Source organism: Novosphingobium sp. RL4 (genome assembly GCF_035658495.1).
Classification (GTDB): Bacteria; Pseudomonadota; Alphaproteobacteria; order Sphingomonadales; family Sphingomonadaceae; genus Novosphingobium.
Genome location: NZ_CP141945.1, coordinates 1120001 through 1138645 on the forward strand (window position 1 = coordinate 1120001; position 18645 = coordinate 1138645).

The 18645-nt window shown below is 62.4% G+C and carries 17 protein-coding genes; 8 read left to right on the forward strand and 9 right to left on the reverse strand.

The window, feature by feature from the left end; all coding sequences use genetic code 11:
- Positions 1-70 precede the first annotated feature (70 nt).
- The 3 genes from U9J33_RS21970 to U9J33_RS21980 all read right to left on the reverse strand — a co-directional run bounded on the left by U9J33_RS21970 (position 71) and on the right by U9J33_RS21980 (position 3690).
- Positions 71-979: a hypothetical protein gene (locus U9J33_RS21970; protein WP_054438123.1), complete on the reverse strand. Its 909-nt coding sequence runs from the start codon at positions 977-979 to the stop codon at positions 71-73.
- Entirely contained in the window at positions 979-2124 is a 1146-nt protein-coding gene (locus U9J33_RS21975; protein ID WP_231635912.1) for a MarR family transcriptional regulator, read from the reverse strand. The genes U9J33_RS21970 and U9J33_RS21975 overlap by 1 nt, the downstream gene beginning before the upstream one ends.
- Before the next feature lie 397 nt (positions 2125-2521).
- Positions 2522-3690, reverse strand: a protein-coding gene (locus tag U9J33_RS21980; protein WP_324699176.1) for an IS3 family transposase whose coding sequence is annotated in 2 segments (ribosomal slippage) — positions 2522-3429 and positions 3429-3690 — 1170 coding nt in all. Because the reading frame shifts where the segments join, the coding sequence is not laid out codon by codon here.
- Positions 3691-4118: 428 nt separating this feature from the next.
- Here U9J33_RS21980 and U9J33_RS21985 point away from each other — a divergent pair.
- Positions 4119-4370: a hypothetical protein gene (locus U9J33_RS21985; RefSeq protein WP_054438117.1), complete on the forward strand. Its 252-nt coding sequence runs from the start codon at positions 4119-4121 to the stop codon at positions 4368-4370.
- A gap of 14 nt (positions 4371-4384) precedes the next feature.
- On the opposite strand, the gene U9J33_RS21990 is transcribed toward U9J33_RS21985, so the two are convergent.
- On the reverse strand, positions 4385-5296 hold the full coding sequence (locus tag U9J33_RS21990; protein ID WP_054438114.1) for a histone deacetylase: 912 nt from the start codon (positions 5294-5296) through the stop codon (positions 4385-4387).
- A 57-nt stretch (positions 5297-5353) separates the two neighbouring features.
- Between U9J33_RS21990 and U9J33_RS21995 the strand changes: the two genes are divergently transcribed.
- Entirely contained in the window at positions 5354-5950 is a 597-nt protein-coding gene (locus tag U9J33_RS21995; protein WP_054438112.1) for a hypothetical protein, read from the forward strand.
- Positions 5951-6072: 122 nt separating this feature from the next.
- On the opposite strand, the gene U9J33_RS22000 is transcribed toward U9J33_RS21995, so the two are convergent.
- Positions 6073-7275, reverse strand: a complete 1203-nt coding sequence (locus U9J33_RS22000; protein ID WP_132469748.1) for an MFS transporter — start codon at positions 7273-7275, stop codon at positions 6073-6075.
- Positions 7276-7490: 215 nt separating this feature from the next.
- Here U9J33_RS22000 and U9J33_RS22005 point away from each other — a divergent pair, with 215 nt between their 5' ends.
- Positions 7491-8414, forward strand: coding sequence for a LysR family transcriptional regulator (locus U9J33_RS22005; protein ID WP_221937260.1), 924 nt, complete (start codon positions 7491-7493; stop codon positions 8412-8414).
- A gap of 150 nt (positions 8415-8564) precedes the next feature.
- On the opposite strand, the gene U9J33_RS22010 is transcribed toward U9J33_RS22005, so the two are convergent.
- Positions 8565-9317: an SDR family NAD(P)-dependent oxidoreductase gene (locus U9J33_RS22010; RefSeq protein WP_185999226.1), complete on the reverse strand. Its 753-nt coding sequence runs from the start codon at positions 9315-9317 to the stop codon at positions 8565-8567.
- Positions 9318-9431: 114 nt separating this feature from the next.
- Between U9J33_RS22010 and U9J33_RS22015 the strand changes: the two genes are divergently transcribed.
- The 5 genes from U9J33_RS22015 to U9J33_RS22035 all read left to right on the forward strand — a co-directional run bounded on the left by U9J33_RS22015 (position 9432) and on the right by U9J33_RS22035 (position 15301).
- A complete protein-coding gene (locus U9J33_RS22015; protein ID WP_185999227.1) occupies positions 9432-10337 on the forward strand; it encodes a LysR family transcriptional regulator in 906 nt (301 codons plus the stop codon).
- A 755-nt stretch (positions 10338-11092) separates the two neighbouring features.
- Positions 11093-11989 carry a ThuA domain-containing protein gene (locus U9J33_RS22020; RefSeq protein ID WP_185999228.1) on the forward strand — a complete coding sequence of 299 codons (897 nt, stop codon included), beginning with the start codon at positions 11093-11095 and terminating at the stop codon, positions 11987-11989.
- Positions 11990-12077: 88 nt separating this feature from the next.
- Positions 12078-12938 (forward strand): sugar phosphate isomerase/epimerase family protein, encoded by an 861-nt coding sequence (locus tag U9J33_RS22025; protein WP_185999229.1) that lies wholly within the window; start codon positions 12078-12080, stop codon positions 12936-12938.
- 46 nt (positions 12939-12984) lie between these two features.
- Positions 12985-13605 (forward strand): gluconate 2-dehydrogenase subunit 3 family protein, encoded by a 621-nt coding sequence (locus U9J33_RS22030; RefSeq protein WP_185999230.1) that lies wholly within the window; start codon positions 12985-12987, stop codon positions 13603-13605.
- A 13-nt stretch (positions 13606-13618) separates the two neighbouring features.
- On the forward strand, positions 13619-15301 hold the full coding sequence (locus tag U9J33_RS22035; protein WP_185999231.1) for a GMC oxidoreductase: 1683 nt from the start codon (positions 13619-13621) through the stop codon (positions 15299-15301).
- Between the two features lie 57 nt (positions 15302-15358).
- Here U9J33_RS22035 and U9J33_RS22040 read toward each other — a convergent pair whose 3' ends face one another.
- The 3 genes from U9J33_RS22040 to U9J33_RS22050 all read right to left on the reverse strand — a co-directional run bounded on the left by U9J33_RS22040 (position 15359) and on the right by U9J33_RS22050 (position 18622).
- Positions 15359-15739, reverse strand: a complete 381-nt coding sequence (locus U9J33_RS22040; RefSeq protein WP_186000066.1) for a Dabb family protein — start codon at positions 15737-15739, stop codon at positions 15359-15361.
- Positions 15740-15821: 82 nt separating this feature from the next.
- The gene (locus U9J33_RS22045; protein WP_185999232.1) at positions 15822-16859 is read right to left on the reverse strand and encodes a LacI family DNA-binding transcriptional regulator; all 1038 of its coding nucleotides are present in this window, start codon (positions 16857-16859) and stop codon (positions 15822-15824) included.
- 80 nt (positions 16860-16939) lie between these two features.
- Positions 16940-18622, reverse strand: coding sequence for a GMC family oxidoreductase (locus tag U9J33_RS22050; RefSeq protein ID WP_185999233.1), 1683 nt, complete (start codon positions 18620-18622; stop codon positions 16940-16942).
- Positions 18623-18645 lie beyond the last annotated feature (23 nt).

The window sequence follows — 18645 nt, forward strand, 5'->3', positions numbered from 1 at the left end:
ATCGCGCCTTGGTCACAGGCGCCATGGGTTCAGCCCCTTTCCAAGTGGATGAGTTGCACGCCGGTCACCCCTACGCTTCCAAAGCGGCAAGAAACTTCGTCATCAGATCTGCTACTCGGCGTTGTCGGAGGATGCGGAGGTTCTGCACCTCTTCATTACCTGCCGCGTCGGCGTCATTATCCTCAAAGCGGGCAACCGCGACCGGCCCGTCCCTGCGGTAGGACTGACCAGGATCATCGTGGATGAAACGGATCTTGAGCTTCGAGAGGGCCTCCCTCACTGCCTCGGCATGCGGCCCAGCCAGCGCTTCCTTGAACACCCCGATTGCGGCATCTAGGCCTCCCGGATGGTGCTCGAGGCAATAGACGAGATCGTGTGCGTCCTTTCGAGCGTTGCGATGATCGAAGGCGAATGCCTTAAGACAGGTGAAGCTGACGATATTTGCGTACCGGACCGTCTCGGTTGCGAGCCCTTCTCCATCGAGCAACTCGGCCGTCAGTTCGGTCTCATCGTGCAGGTCGAACACCATCGAGGCGTGCGGGATATTGAGCGCGGAGACGTTGCCGTCGGTGGGTAGTACCTTGACCTGCCCTCCCCCGAGTTCGGGATGCTCGGCCAGGAATTCGAGGATCATCGTCGCGCCCGTCTCGAGCCGCGCTTCCCAGCGCCATGAGACTTTCACTCCCTTCTCGTTAGTGCCGCGCTCGAACCCCATCGCTTTGAGGTTCTCCTCCAGCGTACTGTAGGCTTCGGTGTCGGTGAGGATCGCCACATCGACGACGACATCCACGTCTCCCGTGCCCGCATGCCGAGGCACTTCCGGCGGGCGTGCCGCGACGAGATAGCGAGGCGTCAGCCCGCCAACGAGAAAGACCGACTCTTTCCATGGTCCGAACCCGCGAAGGAGAGTGACGAGTACGCGCTCGCACGCCTCGGTGACACCGCCGTCATAGGCGGACATGGTCTTTGGTTTGGTCATTATCCTGACAGTCGTTCTGAACGGAAATGATCGGCCATTTCGCTGGCGCGACCCGAACCCTGGAGGAGATCGAGGTATATCTGGACAATAGGCGCGTAGGCGATCCCATTGAGCCGCTCGCCCACAGCAACGTCATGCTTGCCCACCTCAGCGATCACGCCGAAATTCCAACCCTCCGACACGGATCGCGCATCGAGGCGCGAGAGCACATCATGCTGAACCCGCCCCGCCTGGAGGCGGCATTTCAGCTGCGAGATCGACGAAAGATAAGGCGCATAGACCTGCGCCGCAGCCTCAGCCGTAATGGCATATTGCGCGCCCGCGTCGCGACAGGCGTCCTCGAGCCGACGCGCAATCTCGCCCGCGTCGTTCGCAGGAACATAGTATCGCTCTATCTGTGGTGGCTTTTGGGCCGCAATCAGACGCGCCCACTCGTCCAGAACCAGGGCGCGCTCGCGCAGGCGGCGGGTCTTGGCGGGCCCAGCACCATCGACCTCCAGCCAGTCACGACGCTCCATCTCGGTGAGCGTTTCAGACGTCGTAGCCGCCGAGACGCCCGTGGCTTCCGCCAAATCCTTCACGCTCACCCAGTTCGGAGCCGCCTCGATCACCGCTTGGACGACACGTGCGCGCTGTCCTTGGAAGATCGCCCCGAACATGCGCACCGCCTTCTTCGGTGGAGGGCGATCGATCAAGACATAAGCGCTTGTCGAAGGGATGAAGAGTGAGCCACCCGGATCGAAATAGCCGATCTTCTCTTGCTGGAGGATCTCGCGGGCACCCCTCGAGACTGCGCCGGCGACGAGCATCGCCACCTTCTCAGCCGGCCCATCCATGCCGTCGAGATAGTCCCGTAATAGCCAAATCTGCTGACGCACGTCCCTGGGGAAAAGCTCGCGCTTGGCTTCAACGACGATGGCAAGGTCGCTTTGATTGATGTGAACATCGAGCAGACCATCAGGCTCATATCGGCTGCCCGATCGAGGCTGGTTCATGCGCGGATGCGCGGAAGCCCCCGGCAACGCCGCTATGGCGCTACAGAGTTCCTCGACCAGCTCCTGTTCATCGTACCCAAAATCACGCATATTCGGCCACCAGTGAATAAGGCCATTATGCCGAATATTCGACCGATTGGCAATATTCACTGTGCAGCAAATCTAATTTAAGCGATTTGGACGTTTCACTCGCTCGTTGAAGAGCGGAACTCGAGTGAACGGCACCCAAGTGTCAGACATACCTCAACCGGCTGACGCAGAAGTGGCCCGGCTCGTCTGAACAGCCTTTGACGTTTGATAAGTGGATCGTCTGCGGGTTGGTTGTTCAAGCTGCCGCCTGCGGGGCGTCATTGAGGTCGGGCGTAGCCCGGCCGGAGTGACGCCCCGCAAGTCGCGGCCAATTCACGCTGCCACGGCCTGTGGCAGATTGTCAAAGTAGGTTTGATCGGGCGGACGCCCACCGAGGCTCGAGTGAGGTCTCCGGGCGTTATAGAAGCCCAGATATCGGCCGATTGACCGGCCCCCACCGAGTGGTCCGGGTTGTTTGTTAGTGTAAGATTGCCTCCGGCGCCATGGCTGGCCGTAGGTGCAGCGTAGCGGAACCGGAGGGCAGCCATGGCGCCGTTGCCGTCTCCGGGGCCGGCGGTCGATACCCCAGCGAACTATGAGGCCTGACGGTGTTGTAGTGTCTGCGCCAGCCCTCGATCAGGATCCGAGCTTCGGCCAGGGTGTAGAAGATCTCCCCGTTCAAGAGCTCGTCGCGCATCGAGCCGTTGAAGGACTCACAGTAGCCATTTTCCCATGGGCTGCCGGGTGTAATGTAGAGCGTCTTCAAGCCGATCTTCGCCAGCCATTGCTGCACGGCATTGGCGATAAATTCAGGGCCATTGTCTGACCGTATGTGCGCCGGCGGCCCCCGTATGACGAACAACTCGGCGAGAGCCGCCAGCACGTCCTCGCTGCGCAGCCGTCGCGCGATGGGTAGGGCGAGGCACTCGCGGCTGGCCTCGTCGATGATCGACAGGATGCGGAACTTGCGGCCATCATGTGTGCGTCCCTCGACGAAGTCGTAAGACCACACATGGCCCGGATATTCCGGCCGCAGGCGGATACATGATCCGTCGTTCAGCCAGAGCCTTCCACGCTTCGGTTGCTTCTGCGGCACCTTGAGCCCTTCACGGCGCCAGATGCGCTCCACCCGTTTGCGGTTCACATGCCAACCCGCATCACGCAGCAAGGCCGTCACCCGGCGATAGCCATAGCGGCCATACTGCCGGGCAAGCGCGATGATATCCTCGGTCAGGGCTGCTTCGTCATCCGCCCCACGCGGCGTTTTGCGCTGCGTCGATCGATGTTGCCCGAGCACGCGGCAGACCCGCCGCTCGGACACCGGCATCATGCCCCGGATATGATCGATACAGCGCCTGCGGCGCGCGGGGCTCAGAAGTTTCCCCGCGAGGCCTCCTGTAGGATCAACTTGTCCAGCGTCAGATCTGACACCGCCCGCCGCAACCGGGCGTTTTCCTTCTCAAGCTCTTTCATGCGCCGAGCCTGGTCCATCTTCAGGCCGCCATACTCCTTGCGCCAGCGGTAGTAGCTCTGCTCGGTGACGCCGATCCGGCGACACGCATCCGCCACCGTTCCGCCCTGCGCCAGCACGATCTCCGCTTCACGCAGCTTGCCGATGATCTCTTCCGGCTTGTGCTTCCTCGCCATTCAAGTCCTCCTTCGTGGCCAAATCTAAAACAGATTTTGGGCCACTCAGAAGGGGGCAGATCAGTTGGCATGACATTGATGGGCGTCGCCTTGCAGCATGAGAGCAGTTAACGTTGACGGCTGATTTTATGCCTGAGGCGTGACGCGGGCATTGGCAGTTAATCGGAACCGGGTTCTACAGCGGAGGAATTCGGCCCCCGCAACCAACGTGAGTATAACTCACTCAAAATCCCGATTTAAACTGTGATCCAAACAGGGCATTGCCCTGCCGATCTCGGTTGTCCGCGCTCGGAACAGCGCCTCATCGAAAATCGGGAAGCTGGCCATTATGAGTCTCGGCGGAGATCGTGGCGCTGGACATAGCCGATGAGGGCCACCGCAACATTTGTGGCATTGAGATAAGCCCCAACCCGCGATAGGCGCGCGCTATGATGAACATTCCCTGGGATCAGCCCGCGACGCTGATCGATCTGGACGGCAAGACGCCGGTAATCGGATCGATGCTCGAATGCGTGATGCACTTTTCGATCTTCAAGCCATTTGCCAAAGAGCAGGCGCGCATCCTGCTGACGCGCCCCGTGTTCCGCGAAGGCCGCAAGACTCGAACCTGGATTCTCAATCCCGACGAGATCCAGCAGCTCGCCGAGCGGCTCAATGCCGAGAGGGCCGGAGCCCAGTAACCAACCTCGAGCTATCACGCGGCATCACGCACACTTATGGTCGCGAAAAGGGCGAGGATCGTGCGCGCGTGCCGCAAGGCCACGGCTTCGCGGTCCGTGCCGTAACCACCGCCCAGTGTGCTCGCCAAAGGAATGCCGCGCCGCTTCGCCTCCGTCGCCACAAAGCGATCGCGGTCCGCGAGGCCTTTGTCCGTCAAGGACAGGCGCCCAAGCTTGTCGTCCGTATGGGCATCGACGCCGGCCTGCAGCAAGATCAGTTCCGGTCCGAAATAATCGAGGACCATGGGCAGCGATCCCGACAGCGCGTCCAGATAGCCCGCATCGCCCGTTGCATCGGGAAGTCCGATATCGAGTGAAGAGCGCGCCTTGCGTGTGGGGAAGTTTTTCTCGGCATGAATGGAGAGCGTGAAGATGTCGCTGCGCCCTGCGGTGAGGGCCGCAGTGCCATCGCCCTGATGCACATCGAGATCGAGGATCAGGATGCGCGAGACGTCACCTTCCTCGATCAGCCGGTTGGCGGCGAGTACCAAGTCATTGAACACGCAATAGCCCGCGCCGGTATCGACCAGGGCATGGTGACTGCCGCCAGCGGAATTTCCAGCATACCCGTGCTCCAGCGCCAGCTTCGCCGCGAGCCACGTTCCACCGGGGGAGAGCTGCGATCGCCGGGAAATCCGCTCGTCGATCGTAAAGCCAATCCGGCGCTGCTTGGCCGCTGGCACCGCGCAATCGATGACTTCCTCAACATAAGCCGGGTCGTGGACAGCCTCGAGCCATTCCCGCGGCATGACTTCGGGCGCATGGACCGTCATTGCCACTCCGCTTCCCCCCAGCGCCCGCATGACCAGCGCATACTTGTCATGCGGGAAAGTACCCGTGCGCTCGGTTTCGACAGCGTAACCAGGGTGATGGACAACATGCAGCATAGGCCCTGCAGGTAGAACGCCCAGGCGTGCAGGTCGAGCAGCATTACCTATCCGCGGGTGGGCCTGCGGACCTTGCGAAAGGAGGCGAACCTGTGGCTTGATATTCCGATCGATGTGCTGACCAAAGACAGCAATGGCGACGGTGTTTCCGATCTCGTTGCTGCGCACCTTGGCATAGACGTGCACGCCGATGAGGCACCCTTCGTGGTAGGCTCGGATGCGACCACCTGCAACCAGAGTGCTACCGATCCGGTGACAACCGTACGCCGAAAGGTACTACTGATGCTCACCGGCATCGATGAGGCGGCGATCCGCGAGCCTATCGATCGCGCTCCCAACGCCCCGTTGTTTTCCGGAATCTCGCGCGTTTCCAGCGGCGAGAAGTGGCCGCTGTTCGTCAAGGGGCGTCCTGCAGACCTCGCGTGCATGGTGCAATTGCCGATGCCGGTACTGGTCTACGGTGCGAAAGGCGAAGAGGCCCTGCAACGCCGTTCGCCCGATTTCCGTCTCATCGAACTGCCCGCACTGGTCATGAACCGGGAAAAGTCGCGCGGCTACGCGATCTGTTCGAGCGGTTGGGCCGGTGGCACAATCCTGTTCTGGCTGGAAGATGGCGCGTGGCGCTTTGAGACCATTTCAAGCTGGATCACGTGATGATGCACGGATCCTGCTCCGTCAGATATTGTGGGTACAAAAAGGTGCTCTTGCAGGGGGATGGCAACTGTTGATCTCAGAGTACCGCGCCGTGGCTTCGCAGATGCCCTGTGCGGCTCCAGTTATCGCGGCGCTGCACGCCGGTGGGAGGATCGTGCGGCCAGAGCGGCGGAAAGGCACATCATCGTTAGCCCCCCAAGGGCGAGACTGGCTCCGACCGGTCCGGTAGAGGCCCAGCCAAGGCCTGCGGCAATGGCAACGCCGCCCGTCCAAGCCCCGATCGCGTTGGAAAGGTTGAAGGCGGAATGGTTCATCGCGGCGGCGAGCGACTGGGCCTTGGGGGCGACTTCCATCAATCGCGATTGCAGCGCGGGGACGAGTGCGAAGCCGATCCCGATGAGGAACAGCGAAGCCCCGGTCATCAGCGGGCTGGAGACCGCGAACCAGAAAAGCGCGAGAGTGATGGCATTCCAGACCATGATCGCGAAGATGGCCGGGATCAGCGCGCGGTCTGCCATCCAGCCACCCGCGACGTTGCCCAGGCACATGCCAAGACCCCAGAGGGCGAGGAACAGTGGCACACTGCCCTCCGCGATGCCTGTCGCTTCGGTAAGCGTGGGCGAGATATAGCTGTAGACTGCGAACATGCCGCCAAATCCGATGGTGGCCGTCGCCAGCGTCAGCCAGACCTGCACGCTCGTGAAAGCCGAGAGTTCACCTAGCGGGCTGGCGCCATCCTGTGCCGGGATGTGGGGGAGTGCCACGCGGAGGAGACCCACGAGGGCCAGGCCACCGAGCGCAACGAGCGCGAAAGTCGATTGCCAGCCAAAAGCCTGCCCCAGCCAGGTCGTGAGCGGTACGCCGATCAGGTTCGCAGCTGCCAGCCCCAGCATGACCCGTCCGATGGCTTGAGCGCGTTGTTCCCTGGGGACGAGCGCAGCTGCGACGATCGAGGCGGTGCCGTAGTAGGCGCCATGGGGCAGACCCGCGGCGAAGCGCGCGGCGGCCAGCCCCCAGAAGCTGGAGGCACAGGCGCTGAGGGCATTGCCGGCCAGGACGATGAGTCCGAGGAGCATCAAAAGTGACCGCTTCTCCATCCGGGCCGTTACCACGGCCAGCGCGGGCGATCCTATGACGACGCCCAGCGCATAGGCACTGATGAAGTGTCCGGCCTCGGGGATCGAGACCTGTGCGGTGTTGGCCATGCCGGGAAGCAGGCCCATCGCGGCAAATTCGCCGGTGCCGATGAAAAGGCCTCCGAAGCCCAATGCGATCTGGGCGAGGGCAGGGCCATGAGGAGTGGATGGTCTGGAGGATTGGCTCATGGGTTTTCACGACAGGAATTGCGATCGGAGAGCGCCCGGAAGAGCAGCTCTTCCAGGTGCGGGGCGGGGCCGGCGGCTTGGCTTGTCTGAGCCTCTCTAGCGGGCTGGCAGGGCCAGGGATGCCCTGATAGAGTTCAACGCAGCGTTCGATTTTGCTCATATTCAGCGATGACCGGCGCCTGCCGGCTCGTGTCCGGGAGTTTGCATTGATAAACTTGTCGCGATCCGATCTGGGCGATCTCAAGGTATTCATGGAGCTTGCGCGCCATGGTGGCTTCCGCAAGGCCGCGCTTGAGATGGACGTGTCCGCCTCGGCGCTCAGCCACGCTTTGCGTGGCCTGGAAACGCGACTTGGCGTGCGCCTCATCAATCGCAATGCGCGCAGCGTGACGCTGACACAGGCGGGTGAGGAACTTCTTGTTCAGCTGGAAACCGGCTTCGCAGCGATCGGCGCAGGCGTCGAAGCGCTCAATCGCTATCGTGCGAGCCCGGCCGGACGTCTGCGGATCAATGCCTTGAGCGATGCGGCAAGGCTACTGCTCGGGCCGGTCGTCGCACGATACAACGCAGAGCATCCCGATGTGGACCTTCAAATCGTGGTGCAGGACGCCATGGTCGATATCGTCGGCGAAGGATTCGACGCCGGGATCCGGTTTGGCGACCGCGTTCCCGAGGACATGATCGCCATGCCGCTCGGATCCCCGCTGCTATGGATCATGGTCGCCTCACCCGACTATCTCGAAGCGGCCGGGGAACCGGAAAGCCCTGATGACCTGCACAATCACCGCTGCATCGGCATGCGAACCGGAACAGGGGCCATGTACCATTGGGAACTCGGCACCGGAAAGACGGCCCGCACGCTCAACCTCGCCTGGTCCGTGGTCGTCGATGAAAGCGCACTGGCGATAGACGTCGCGCGCAATCACGGCGGCATCGCCTATTGCTTGCGCGAACGGGTGGCCGGACTGGTCGAGGCCGGACAGTTGCGGGAAGTTCTCCCGCACTGGTCATCGCCGGGCGAGGCGTTTCACATCTATTATCCAGGCCGGCGCCAGCAACCTGAGGCCCTGCGCCGGTTCATCGCGATGATACGGGAAGAGGCCCGCGGCAGAGGACTGTCTTGGTTACACCAGCGCTAAGGCGTTTCGCCGTTACTGCCGCCAACTCCAATCTGGCGATTCAGCCCCCCATTCTTCCTTCCAGATTGCGGCCCGTATGGTTTCCTCGTCTCTCCGGCCGGATGATCTGCCGCGCGCGGCGACAGTCCATCCGGCGTTTGAGATCGACGATCAGATCTGCACCTGACCGCCATCGACAAAGAGTTCCACGCCGTTGACGAAGCTGGCGTCTTCCGAGGCGAGGAACAGCACGGCCTTGGCGATCTCCTCGGGCTGGCCGACGCGGCCTGCCGGGATGAGGCTGGCGAGATAGTCCTTTGTCCCCTGCGCCTGCTCGCCGCCGCCGAAAAGATGATCGAGGCCGGCGGTGTCCGTGACGCCGGGGCTGATGGCGTTTACGCGGATGTGCCTATCCTTGAGGTCGAGAATCCAGTTGCGGGCGAAGTTGCGTACCGCCGCCTTGGTCGCGGAATAGACGCTGAAGGCAGGCGTGCCCGATATGCTGGTGGTCGAACTTGTCAGGATGATCGAGGCCCCGTCCTTCAAGAGCGGCAACGCCTTCTGGACCGTGAACAGGACGCCCTTCACATTGGTGTCGAAAGTGCTCTGATAATGCTCCTCGGTGATCGAACCCAGGGCAAGCATCTCGCCGCCGCCCGCATTGGCGAACACGACGTCGATCTGCGCATGCTTCTGCTGGACGGCATCATAGAGCCGGTCGATGTCAGCGAGCTTGGCCATGTCGCCCTGCACGCCCGTGACGCGGCCACCGATCGCCGTTACGGCAGCATCGAGCGTCTCCTGCCGCCGTCCGGTGATAAAGACCGAGGCGCCCGCTTCCGCGAAAGCCTTTGCCGTCGCCAGCCCGATGCCGCTCGTGCCGCCGGTTACGACCACCACCTTGTTGTTGAACTTGTCCGTCATCGTCTTTCTCCTTCGGGTTTCGGCGAAGCGCCGTTGCCCTTACGAGATGCCTTCAGAACGATGATGCGTGTAGTCAGCATATATGGCACTTAGCGTTCCGCTGGAGGAACGCTGATGCGGATCGATTTGAATGACTATGCCTATTTTGCCGAGGTGGTGGCCCATGGCGGCTTTGCGGCGGCGGGGCGCGCACTGCGGGAGCCCAAGTCCAAGCTGAGCCGCCGCATCGCCGGGCTGGAGGAACGCCTCGGCCTCCGCCTGATCGAGCGATCGAGCCGGCGTTTCCGCGTGACGGATACGGGCCTCGCTTTCTATGAGCGTTGCCGGGCCATATTGGCTGAGGCGGAGCAGGCCGAGGCACTGGTCTTGCAGGCGCAGGCGGAACCTCATGGCCGGATCCGCTTCAGTTGCCCCACCGGCATGGTCGAGCCGATATCGGGGCTGATATCCTCTTTCCTCGCCCGCTATCCCAGGGTGCGGTTGCAGCTCGTGGCAACGGACCGCGCAGTGGACCTGATCGAAGAGCGGATCGACGTGGCCCTGCGGGTGCGCGCGGCACTGACCAGCGATGCTGCCCTCACCATGCGGTCGCTCGGGCGATCTACCCGTATCCTCGTTGCCTGTCCTCAATTGGCAAGCCAGGTTACGGAAGTGGCCCAACTGGCGAAACTTCCGACATTGGCGACCGATGATGCAGCAGACGATCTCGAATGGCATCTGGAGACCGAGGACGGCAGCAAACATGTCATCCGGGTCGAGCCCCGAATGGGCTGCACCGACATGGCCGCGGTGCGCAACGCGGCCATTGACGGACTCGGCATCGCGATCCTGCCCGACCATGTCTGCCGTGAAGCACTACTCGCCGGCAAGCTTGTCCATGTGCTGCCTGCCTGGCGCGGGCTTCAGGGAATCGTGCATCTGGTCTTCACGACACGGCGGGGATTGCCTCCAGCCGTGCGCGCGCTGATCGATCATCTTGCGGCAGGGTTCCCCCGCGAAGTGGTGGCGCCGATATCCTGAGACTTCGTGCGGACGATTCCGCCGCCGATCCGGTGCGATCCGATCCGCCGAAGGGCGCGGCACCGCGCTGCTTGCAGGTGCCGGAACCGGCGGTTCTCTGGACGTCTGAAGATGCGCCGCTACGATGCGGTGAGGCTGGACATGCCGGAGAAGGGCCTAACCGCCCACAGGATATATCGTCCTGGCGATCCAAAATCGGCTTTCAGTAAAATACGCTTGGTACATTATGGCATGCAGGCGGGAGGTCTCTCCTGCGATACAAAATATTCAAAGATGCCGAAGCATGTCGGCACGAAGGGCTTGCACGTCACAAAGGCGTGTATGGGAGAGTATGGCATGAACGCATCGCAGCGGGCCGCAGCGGCCGGGTGCGCGATCCGGCGGGCCGTTGTCGTGCCGGCTACGGGTGTGATTTTCCGTTTGATAGCGGCTCAGGCCCTCTCGCCGGAGGAGGGCCGGCGTGTTTCGCCAGTGCTGGCAGGCCTGCCACGGCAATATCGCATCCTACGCAAGCAAGTTTGGCTGCGATCTGTCCGTCGCGATGAACCCCGGGGCTGCTTGCGTCGATTTCGGATTTGCCTGCGTTGACGGTTCCCGGCCTGACCTGGACAAACTTGAACTTCGACCACCTCTTGGCGGGGCCTGGAGAAAAAGCCTCGGGGGTCAGGATGAACATCTTGCTGGAAGCCATTTCAAAGATCTAGTCTGTCGTTGAATATAAAAAACTTATCGTGTTCGGGAGAGAACAACAGGTCATGCTGCGTAAAATCCTCAAGGTCCTGCTTTGGATATTTCTCGCTTTCCTCGCCGTGCTCGCCATCGGAGCGTATCGGAACTGGGATACCGTCCAGCGCGTGTTTCTGGGCGGGGTGAAGATCTATGAAACGACGCCCCCTCCTCTCCCGGCAGAGATCGCGCATCCGGCCATACTCGTCTTCTCCAAGACCAACGGATTCCGCCATGAGGAAGCCATCCCGGCCGCAAACGCGATGTTCCGGAAGCTCGCCAAGGACAATGGCTGGGGCTATTTCCAGACCGAGAACGGCGCCACCTTTTCGCCGGCAATCCTTTCGCGCTTCGATGCGGTGATCTTCAACAATACGAGCGGGGACGTTTTCACGACCGAACAGCGGGCGGCGTTCAAGTCGTTCATCGAAAATGGAGGCGGCTGGGTCGGCATTCACGCGGCAGGGGACGATTCACACAAGGCCTGGGACTGGTACGTCAACGATATCATCGGCACCCGCTTCATCGGGCATCCCATGGATCCCCAGTTCCAGAAGGCGACGATGCGGATCGAGGACCGTTCGCACCCCGCGACGCGCCAGCTTGGCGAGACGCTGGAGCGCACGGACGAATGGTACTCTTTCGACAAGTCGCCCCGTCGGCCGGGAATTCACATTCTCGCGACGCTTGATGAGAATACCTACGTCCAGAAGGGAATGTTCGGCCAGAAACTCGCCATGGGCAAGGATCATCCGATCGCGTGGTGGCGCTGCGTCGGCAAGGGCCGGGTTCTCTACACGGCAGGCGGTCACACCGCGGCGGCATTCCGCGAGCCGGAGTACAGCCGGTTGCTCGCCGGCGCTGTTCGCTGGGCGCTCAGGCTTGAGGGCGAAGGCTGCTCGCCCGATCGGAATGCGGGCCGGTGAAGCGCATGGGTGAGGGCAAGATCGTCGGCGCTGTGGGGTACCGCGGCGCCGGGTGGGTTTCCCCGCGCAAGCGAAAGGCCTTGCCGCGATGAAAGTCGGTATCAATCTTCTGCTCTGGACCGGTCACGTTACCAGCGAGCACACCCCGGTCCTGGAAACGATCGGCGAGATCGGTTTCGACGGTGTTGAAGTGCCTGTCTTCGATGTGTCGGATGCCGGGCATTATCGCGGGGTCGCGCAAACGCTTGATGATCTCGGTCTTGAACGCACGGCCGTGGCGATCATGCCGGATGCTTCGCACAATCCGATTTCGGCCGAACGCTCGCACCGGAAGGCGGCGGAGGACCATCTGCTTCGGGTTATCGATTGTACGCACGCGCTTGGCGGCACCGTATTGGCGGGCCCCTGGTTCCAGCCGCTTGGCCTGTTCACGGGGGAACGCCCGAGCGAGATCGAACTCGAACGCTGCGCCGAGGTCCACCGGCGCGTCTTGCCGGTGATGGTGCAAGCGGGAATTACCCCGGCGCTAGAACCGCTCAACCGCTTCGAGGCGCACTTGCTCAACACCTGCGAGCAGGCGATTGCCTACTGCGAGCGCGTGGGCGAGGGGCGGATGGGCATCCTGTTCGACACGTTTCATGCGAATATCGAGGAAACGGATCCTGTTGCCGCGCTGGTTGCCCTTCATGCCTCGGGCCATCTCACGCACGTCCATATATCGGAGAACGACCGCGGCACTCCCGGACAGGGCCACGCGCCGATCCGCGAGACGATCGCGGCCCTGCGCGGCGCCGGATACGATCAGTGGCTGACGATCGAGGCATTCGGGCGGGGCGTCCCCGAACTCGCAGCGGCCACACGGGTCTGGCGCGATTTCTTCGCATCTCCCGAGCAGGTTTGCCGCGATGGCTATAGCTTCATCCAGAATTGCTGGGAGCAGGCCGCGTGACGCCTTCATCCCGTACCATTCCGTCCCGCTCCTTCAGGAGAACACCATGACAGATCCGATGACGCTCGATCGGCGCAGCCTGATCGAGAAGTTGCTGGCACTTGCCGGCGCCAGTACCGTGACCGGGTTCTCCTGGCCGGCGCTTGCCGAGCAAGCGGAAGCGGGCAAGCCTGCTCTCGATCCGGACAGTTTCATGGTGCTGTCGGCGGTTGCCGACACGATAATCCCGCGCACGGATACGCCCGGCGCGGTCGATGTGAAAGTTCCCGCTCTTTTCGACGGCCTGCTGACCAATTGGGCGGCGCCTGAACGGCGGCAGGACCTGATCCGTGCCCTGAAGGAAGTGGATGAATTGGCGAAGACATCGCACGCCAGGCCATTCTCCGCGCTGACACCTGCGCAGCGCCTCGATCTGCTGAAAGCGCATGAAGCCGAAGCGCTCAGGATCGACCCGACCAGGAAGCTCTCCGGCGTAGCGGCCATGATGGGCGGCCCGGCCTACGTCAATCCGGGGTACGGCAAGCTCAGGGACCTCATCATACTGCTGTACTACCTCTCGGAACCCGCGCTGACGCTGGAACTGTCCTACGTCCATACGCCGGGTGAGTGGAAACCCTCGATCCCCGTTACGCCCGATACCCGCCCCGCCGGCGGCGGCCTGTTCTGAAAAGGTGAGCATCATGTTCGACGCAATCGTTATCGGATCGGGAATGAGCGGCGGCATCGCCGCCAAGGAACTGTGCGAACGCGGCCTCAAGACCCTCGTTCTGGAACGCGGCCGCAAGCTGGAGCACGGCGGGGAATCCTACACGGACTGGATGCAGCCGTGGGACTTGCCCAATGCAGGCATGGTCCCGGAGGAGGAACTGGCCCGTGATTATCCGGTCCAGAGCCAATGCTACGCCATGACTTCGGCAACCCAGCAATATTGGGTCAAGGACAGCGAGCACCCTTACACCACGCCTGAGGACAAGCCGTTCAGCTGGATCCGCGGTTATCATCTGGGCGGACGGTCGATCATGTGGGGCCGTCAGTCCTACCGGCTCTCGCCGATGGATTTCGAGGCGAATGCGCGGGATGGCCACGGTTCGGACTGGCCGATACGATACGATGATCTCGCCCCCTGGTACGATCATATCGAGAAGTTCATCGGCGTGGCGGGATCGCGCGAAGGCCTTGCGCAGCTTCCCGATGGAGAGTTCCTGCCGCCGTTCGATCTCAATGATGCCGAGGTGATGTTCAAGCAGGCGATCGAGGGCAAGTTTCCCGGACGCAAGGTGATCCCCGGGCGGGTGGCGAACCTCTCAAAGGCGCAGCCTCATCACGAGGCGCTGGGCCGGTCGAGCTGCCAGGTCCGCTCGTTCTGTGAACGCGGTTGCAGCTACGGGGCCTATCATTCCAGTCTCAGCTCCTCGCTGCCCGCAGCCGAGCAGACCGGAAACCTGACCATAGTGACCGATGCGATCGTCCACTCGATCGTCTACGACCCGAAGACCGGCAAGGCGACCGGGGTGCGGGTAATCGATGCGCATTCCAAGGCGGGCAGGACTTACGAAGCCAAGGTGATCTTCGGTTGTGCCTCCACGATCGGCACGGCCCAGATCCTGCTCAATTCGAAATCCGAAGCGATGCCCAACGGTCTGGCGAATTCGTCCGACATGGTGGGCCGTAACCTGATGGACCATCTCTACGCGCTCTCCGTTGCGGGAATCCTGCCCAAGGGCCCGGACAGCTATTACTTTGGCAGGCGGCCTACCGGGCTTTACATCCCGCGCTATCGCAATGTCAGCGAAGATGCGCCGTTCCTGCGCGGCTATGGCTATCAGGGCGGCGCCATGAGGACCGGGGGAAGCAGGGCTACGGCGGGCGCGATCGGCGCGGATCTGAAGGCAAAGGCCCGGAAACTGGGGCCATGGATGGTCTTTATTTCAGGCTTCGGAGAAATGCTGCCCAACCCCGAAAACCGGGTCACCCTCAACGCCAACAAGGTCGATCAATGGGGCATCCCGACAGTCCACGTTTCCTGCGCGCTTGGCGAGAACGAGCACAAGATGGCGGAGCAGATCATCACTGATGGCAAGGCGATGATCGAGGCGGCCGGCGGCATGGTGGTGAGCGCGGCTTCCGAACCGGGAGTGCCCGGGCTTGGAATTCACGAGATGGGCACGGCCTGCATGGGCAAGGACCCGCGGCGGTCCGTTCTGAACAAGTACAATCAGGCGCACGATGTCCCGAACCTGTTCATCACTGATGGATCGGCGATGGCTTCAAGCGGCTGTCAGAACCCTTCGCTTACTTACATGGCGCTGTCGGCGCGGGCGGCGCATCATGCTGCCGAGTTCCTCAAGGCGGGAACGATCTGACGCAACCGGAGCGCTTCCGGCGATAGGTGTGCGGAACGCACCCATGCTGCGATATGGCTATCCTGGAACGATAGCCATATCGTAGACGACGACCCTGGCCCAAAGGTGTTCGCAGGATTTCACGAAGTCCCGGTGGATCGGGTGATCCTGGTAGGTCTTCTGATCCTGCACGCTATCGAAGAACATCAGTTCCGACACGTCGTAGCTGGAGTCCACGACGTCGCGGTTTTCCGTTTCGGCGGGAATTCCGATTTCCAGTCCACGGATAACGGGAATGCCCCGCAACGTGCGAAGGCCCGCAATGAGCTGTTCGCGGTCCGCTTGCGATCCGGGGCGTTTCAGCCAGAAGAACACGTGGTGGACCAGGGCGGGCTTCGCAGACGGCGTTTCCGCTTTTGCCGACGAAACGGCAATGCCTGCGCTACCCAATGCGATCATCGCCGCCAATTCCCGTCTGCTTGCTTCCATGGTGCAGCTTCCCCTGCAAGTGGTGAACTGTGAATGTGCGGTGCGATGGAGATCATTGCGCGGGCGAACATGCGATGGATTGGCGCTGCATGATCTCGTGATCGAAAACCTCGTCGCTCACGCCGGTTTCCGCCTTTCCAAGCGCGGCGATCAGGCATTGGGCGGCGCGAAAGGCCATGTCCTCGACCGGCTGGCGCACGACCGTCAGCGGCGGCCAGATCCGCGATGCCAGAATGGTGTCGTCGAAACCGGTGACCGTCAGATCCGCAGGCAATTGCAGCCCGAGATGATGGGCCTGCGCGATCACGCCGGCGGCGAGGTCGTCGCTGCTGCAAATGATCGCGGTCGGGCGGTCCTTGCCGGAGAGAAGCCTCTGCCCCGCCGCTTTGCCCGCTTCATAGTCGAACTCCCCATGCCGCACGATCAGGTCGGCCTCGTCGGGAAGGCCGGCCTGCTGCAGAGCCGCCCGGAATCCGTCGAGGCGGGCCGCCACCACGCTGTAGTGATCGGGACCGGCGACATAGGCAATGCGGCGGTGGCCATGCGCGATGACCTGCTGCGTGATGGAGAACATCGCCGCCCGGTTGTCGATCCTGACGGTGGTGACGTCTTGCATCGCGGTGCCGGTCGCGATGGCGGCGAGGGGGACGCCCAGAGCCGGGAGGATTTCCGATCCGCTCAATTGTTCGGCAAACGGCGGGATGAGCAACAGCGCGTCGGCGCCGGAGCGGACGAGATCCTGTGCCAGGCGTTCGGCCTCGTCGCGGCGAACGCCGTCGCCGTCGCGCAGGATCAACTGGAGGCCATGGGCATTGGTCGCGCGCAAGGCGCCTACCAGCACCGCATCCAGGAAGGGCGTGCGCCGGTTGCTGTAAAGCAGGCCGACCGTGGTGGCCCGCGCCTTGGCCAGTCGCCGGGCGGCCAGATTGGGGACATAACCCAACTCCGCAATCGCCGCCCGAACTGTCTCCACGGTGGCCGCACTGGCCCGGCCGGCGCCGTTGAGGACATTGGATACCGTCATCGCGGATACGCCCGCGCGCTGCGCGACGGCGCGGATCGTTACACCATTCTCGTTTCGTCTTGCCATCAGGTCTTCGTTCCCATCCCTCCTGATAGCGTGTTTCGAGCGCCGTGATAGCGCCGGAAAACGGCAACTGGGCGTGCCTGTCAGATCGTGCCGGCCTTGAGCCCTTTCACGGCATGATCCACCGCCCGTGCGGTCAGGGCCATGAACGTCAGGGATGGGTTGACGCAGGAAATCGACGCCATCTGCGCACCGTCCGTGACGAAGAGGTTCGAGGCGTCATGCGCCTGGCTCCACTTGTTGAGCACCGAGGTTCGCGGGTCGTTGCCCATGCGCGCACCGCCCATCTCGTGAATGGCATCGCCCGGAACGTGTTCCTTGACCTTGCTCTCGACGTTCTTCAGTCCGGCGGCCCGCAGCATCTTTTCGCCCTGCTCGCGCGCGTCGGCCATCATGCGCAGTTCGTTGTCGCGGAATGTCACGTTGAACTGCATCAGCGGAATGCCGAAGCGGTCCACCTTGTTCGGGTTCAAGGTAACCCGATTGTCCTCGTAGGGCAGGCATTCGCCAAAAGCCCCCATCTGGAACTTCCACCCGCTGTAACGGCGCATCCCTTCTTTCATCGACGCGCCGAAGCCGACCGGCTTGGACGGTTCGCGATAGGCGCCGCCCTGATAGCCGTAGCCGCGCCGGAACCCGAGGTCTTCGTCCCGGCCGTTGTTGCGAAAGCGCGGGACATAGATGGCGCCGGGGCGGCGGCCATATTCGATGAACTCCTCCATGCCGGGAATGTCACCCTTCACGCCGACACGGAAGATATGGTCCATCACATAGCGGCCCAACGTGCCGCTGGTGTCGAAATGGCTGCGTTCGCTGCCCTGGGCACGCGAATTCATGAGAATCTGCACCGAACCGAGCGTCGAGGCGTTCAGGAAGACGATCCTGGCGCGCACCACTTCCGCCAGCCCGGTCTTGGCATCTACGAAACGGACGCCGGTGACTTTCCTGCTGGCCGGATCGTATTCCAGGTTGGTGACAACCGCATCCGAGCGCAGCGTCAACCGGCCGGTCGCGCGTGCGGCAGGCAGGGTGACCGCCTGTGTCGAGAAATAGGCGCCGAAGGAGCAGCCGTTGCTGCACTGGTTGCGCAACTGGCATTTGGAGCGGTTCTGCTCGGGCTTGTCCTCGGTCATGTTGGACAGGCGGGCGTTGATCATCTTGCGGCCGGGGAATGCGGTTTCCAGCCGCTGTTTCATCCATTTCTCGGCGATGTTCATCGGCATCGGCGGCTGGAATTCGCTGTCCGGCAGATAGTCGAGATTTTCGCGCGATCCCGATACGCCGATGTACTTTTCGACATAGGTGTACCAGGGCGCGAGATCGTCATAGCCGATGGGCCATTCGCCGCCGATGCCGTCGCGCTTGTTCGCCTCGAAATCGGCTGCGCTCCATCGGAAGCTCCAACGGCCCCATATCAGCGACTTGCCGCCGACTGCCGCCGGACGAATCCAGTAGAACTTGCTGCCCTCCTCGTAATCGTAGGGGTTCAGCCGGTCATTGTTGTAGAAGGCCTGGTTGCTGGGGGCGACATAGCCATGCTGGGCGATGAAATAATCGCTCTCCCTCAGCCCGTCCGGCATGATGTTGCGAGCGGGCACCTCATAGGCAGGCTTGCCGTCGTAAGCGTAGCCTTCGCCGTGCTCGACCATGTGGCCGCGATCGAGCATCAGCACCCGCAGTCCCTTTTCGGTCAGTTCCTTTGCGGCCCAGCCGCCGCTGATGCCCGAGCCGATGACGATTGCATCGAAGCTGTCCGTTGAAGCCATGGTGATCCTTTCCGCCGTCGATG

What these genes read in the sequence shown, in the direction of transcription:
- U9J33_RS22020 (WP_185999228.1), top strand. Translation starts at nt 11,093, where the DNA reads ATGCTGCGTAAAATCCTCAAGGTCCTGCTTTGGATATTTCTCGCTTTC.
- U9J33_RS21985 (WP_054438117.1), top strand. Translation starts at nt 4,119, where the DNA reads ATGATGAACATTCCCTGGGATCAGCCCGCGACGCTGATCGATCTGGAC.
- U9J33_RS22000 (WP_132469748.1), bottom strand. Translation starts at nt 7,275, where the DNA reads ATGAGCCAATCCTCCAGACCATCCACTCCTCATGGCCCTGCCCTCGCC.
- U9J33_RS22040 (WP_186000066.1), bottom strand. Translation starts at nt 15,739, where the DNA reads ATGATCGCATTGGGTAGCGCAGGCATTGCCGTTTCGTCGGCAAAAGCG.
- U9J33_RS21970 (WP_054438123.1), bottom strand. Translation starts at nt 979, where the DNA reads ATGACCAAACCAAAGACCATGTCCGCCTATGACGGCGGTGTCACCGAG.
- U9J33_RS21990 (WP_054438114.1), bottom strand. Translation starts at nt 5,296, where the DNA reads ATGCTGCATGTTGTCCATCACCCTGGTTACGCTGTCGAAACCGAGCGC.
- U9J33_RS22045 (WP_185999232.1), bottom strand. Translation starts at nt 16,859, where the DNA reads ATGGCAAGACGAAACGAGAATGGTGTAACGATCCGCGCCGTCGCGCAG.
- U9J33_RS22035 (WP_185999231.1), top strand. Translation starts at nt 13,619, where the DNA reads ATGTTCGACGCAATCGTTATCGGATCGGGAATGAGCGGCGGCATCGCC.
- U9J33_RS22030 (WP_185999230.1), top strand. Translation starts at nt 12,985, where the DNA reads ATGACAGATCCGATGACGCTCGATCGGCGCAGCCTGATCGAGAAGTTG.
- U9J33_RS22025 (WP_185999229.1), top strand. Translation starts at nt 12,078, where the DNA reads ATGAAAGTCGGTATCAATCTTCTGCTCTGGACCGGTCACGTTACCAGC.
- U9J33_RS22010 (WP_185999226.1), bottom strand. Translation starts at nt 9,317, where the DNA reads ATGACGGACAAGTTCAACAACAAGGTGGTGGTCGTAACCGGCGGCACG.
- U9J33_RS22050 (WP_185999233.1), bottom strand. Translation starts at nt 18,622, where the DNA reads ATGGCTTCAACGGACAGCTTCGATGCAATCGTCATCGGCTCGGGCATC.
- U9J33_RS22015 (WP_185999227.1), top strand. Translation starts at nt 9,432, where the DNA reads ATGCGGATCGATTTGAATGACTATGCCTATTTTGCCGAGGTGGTGGCC.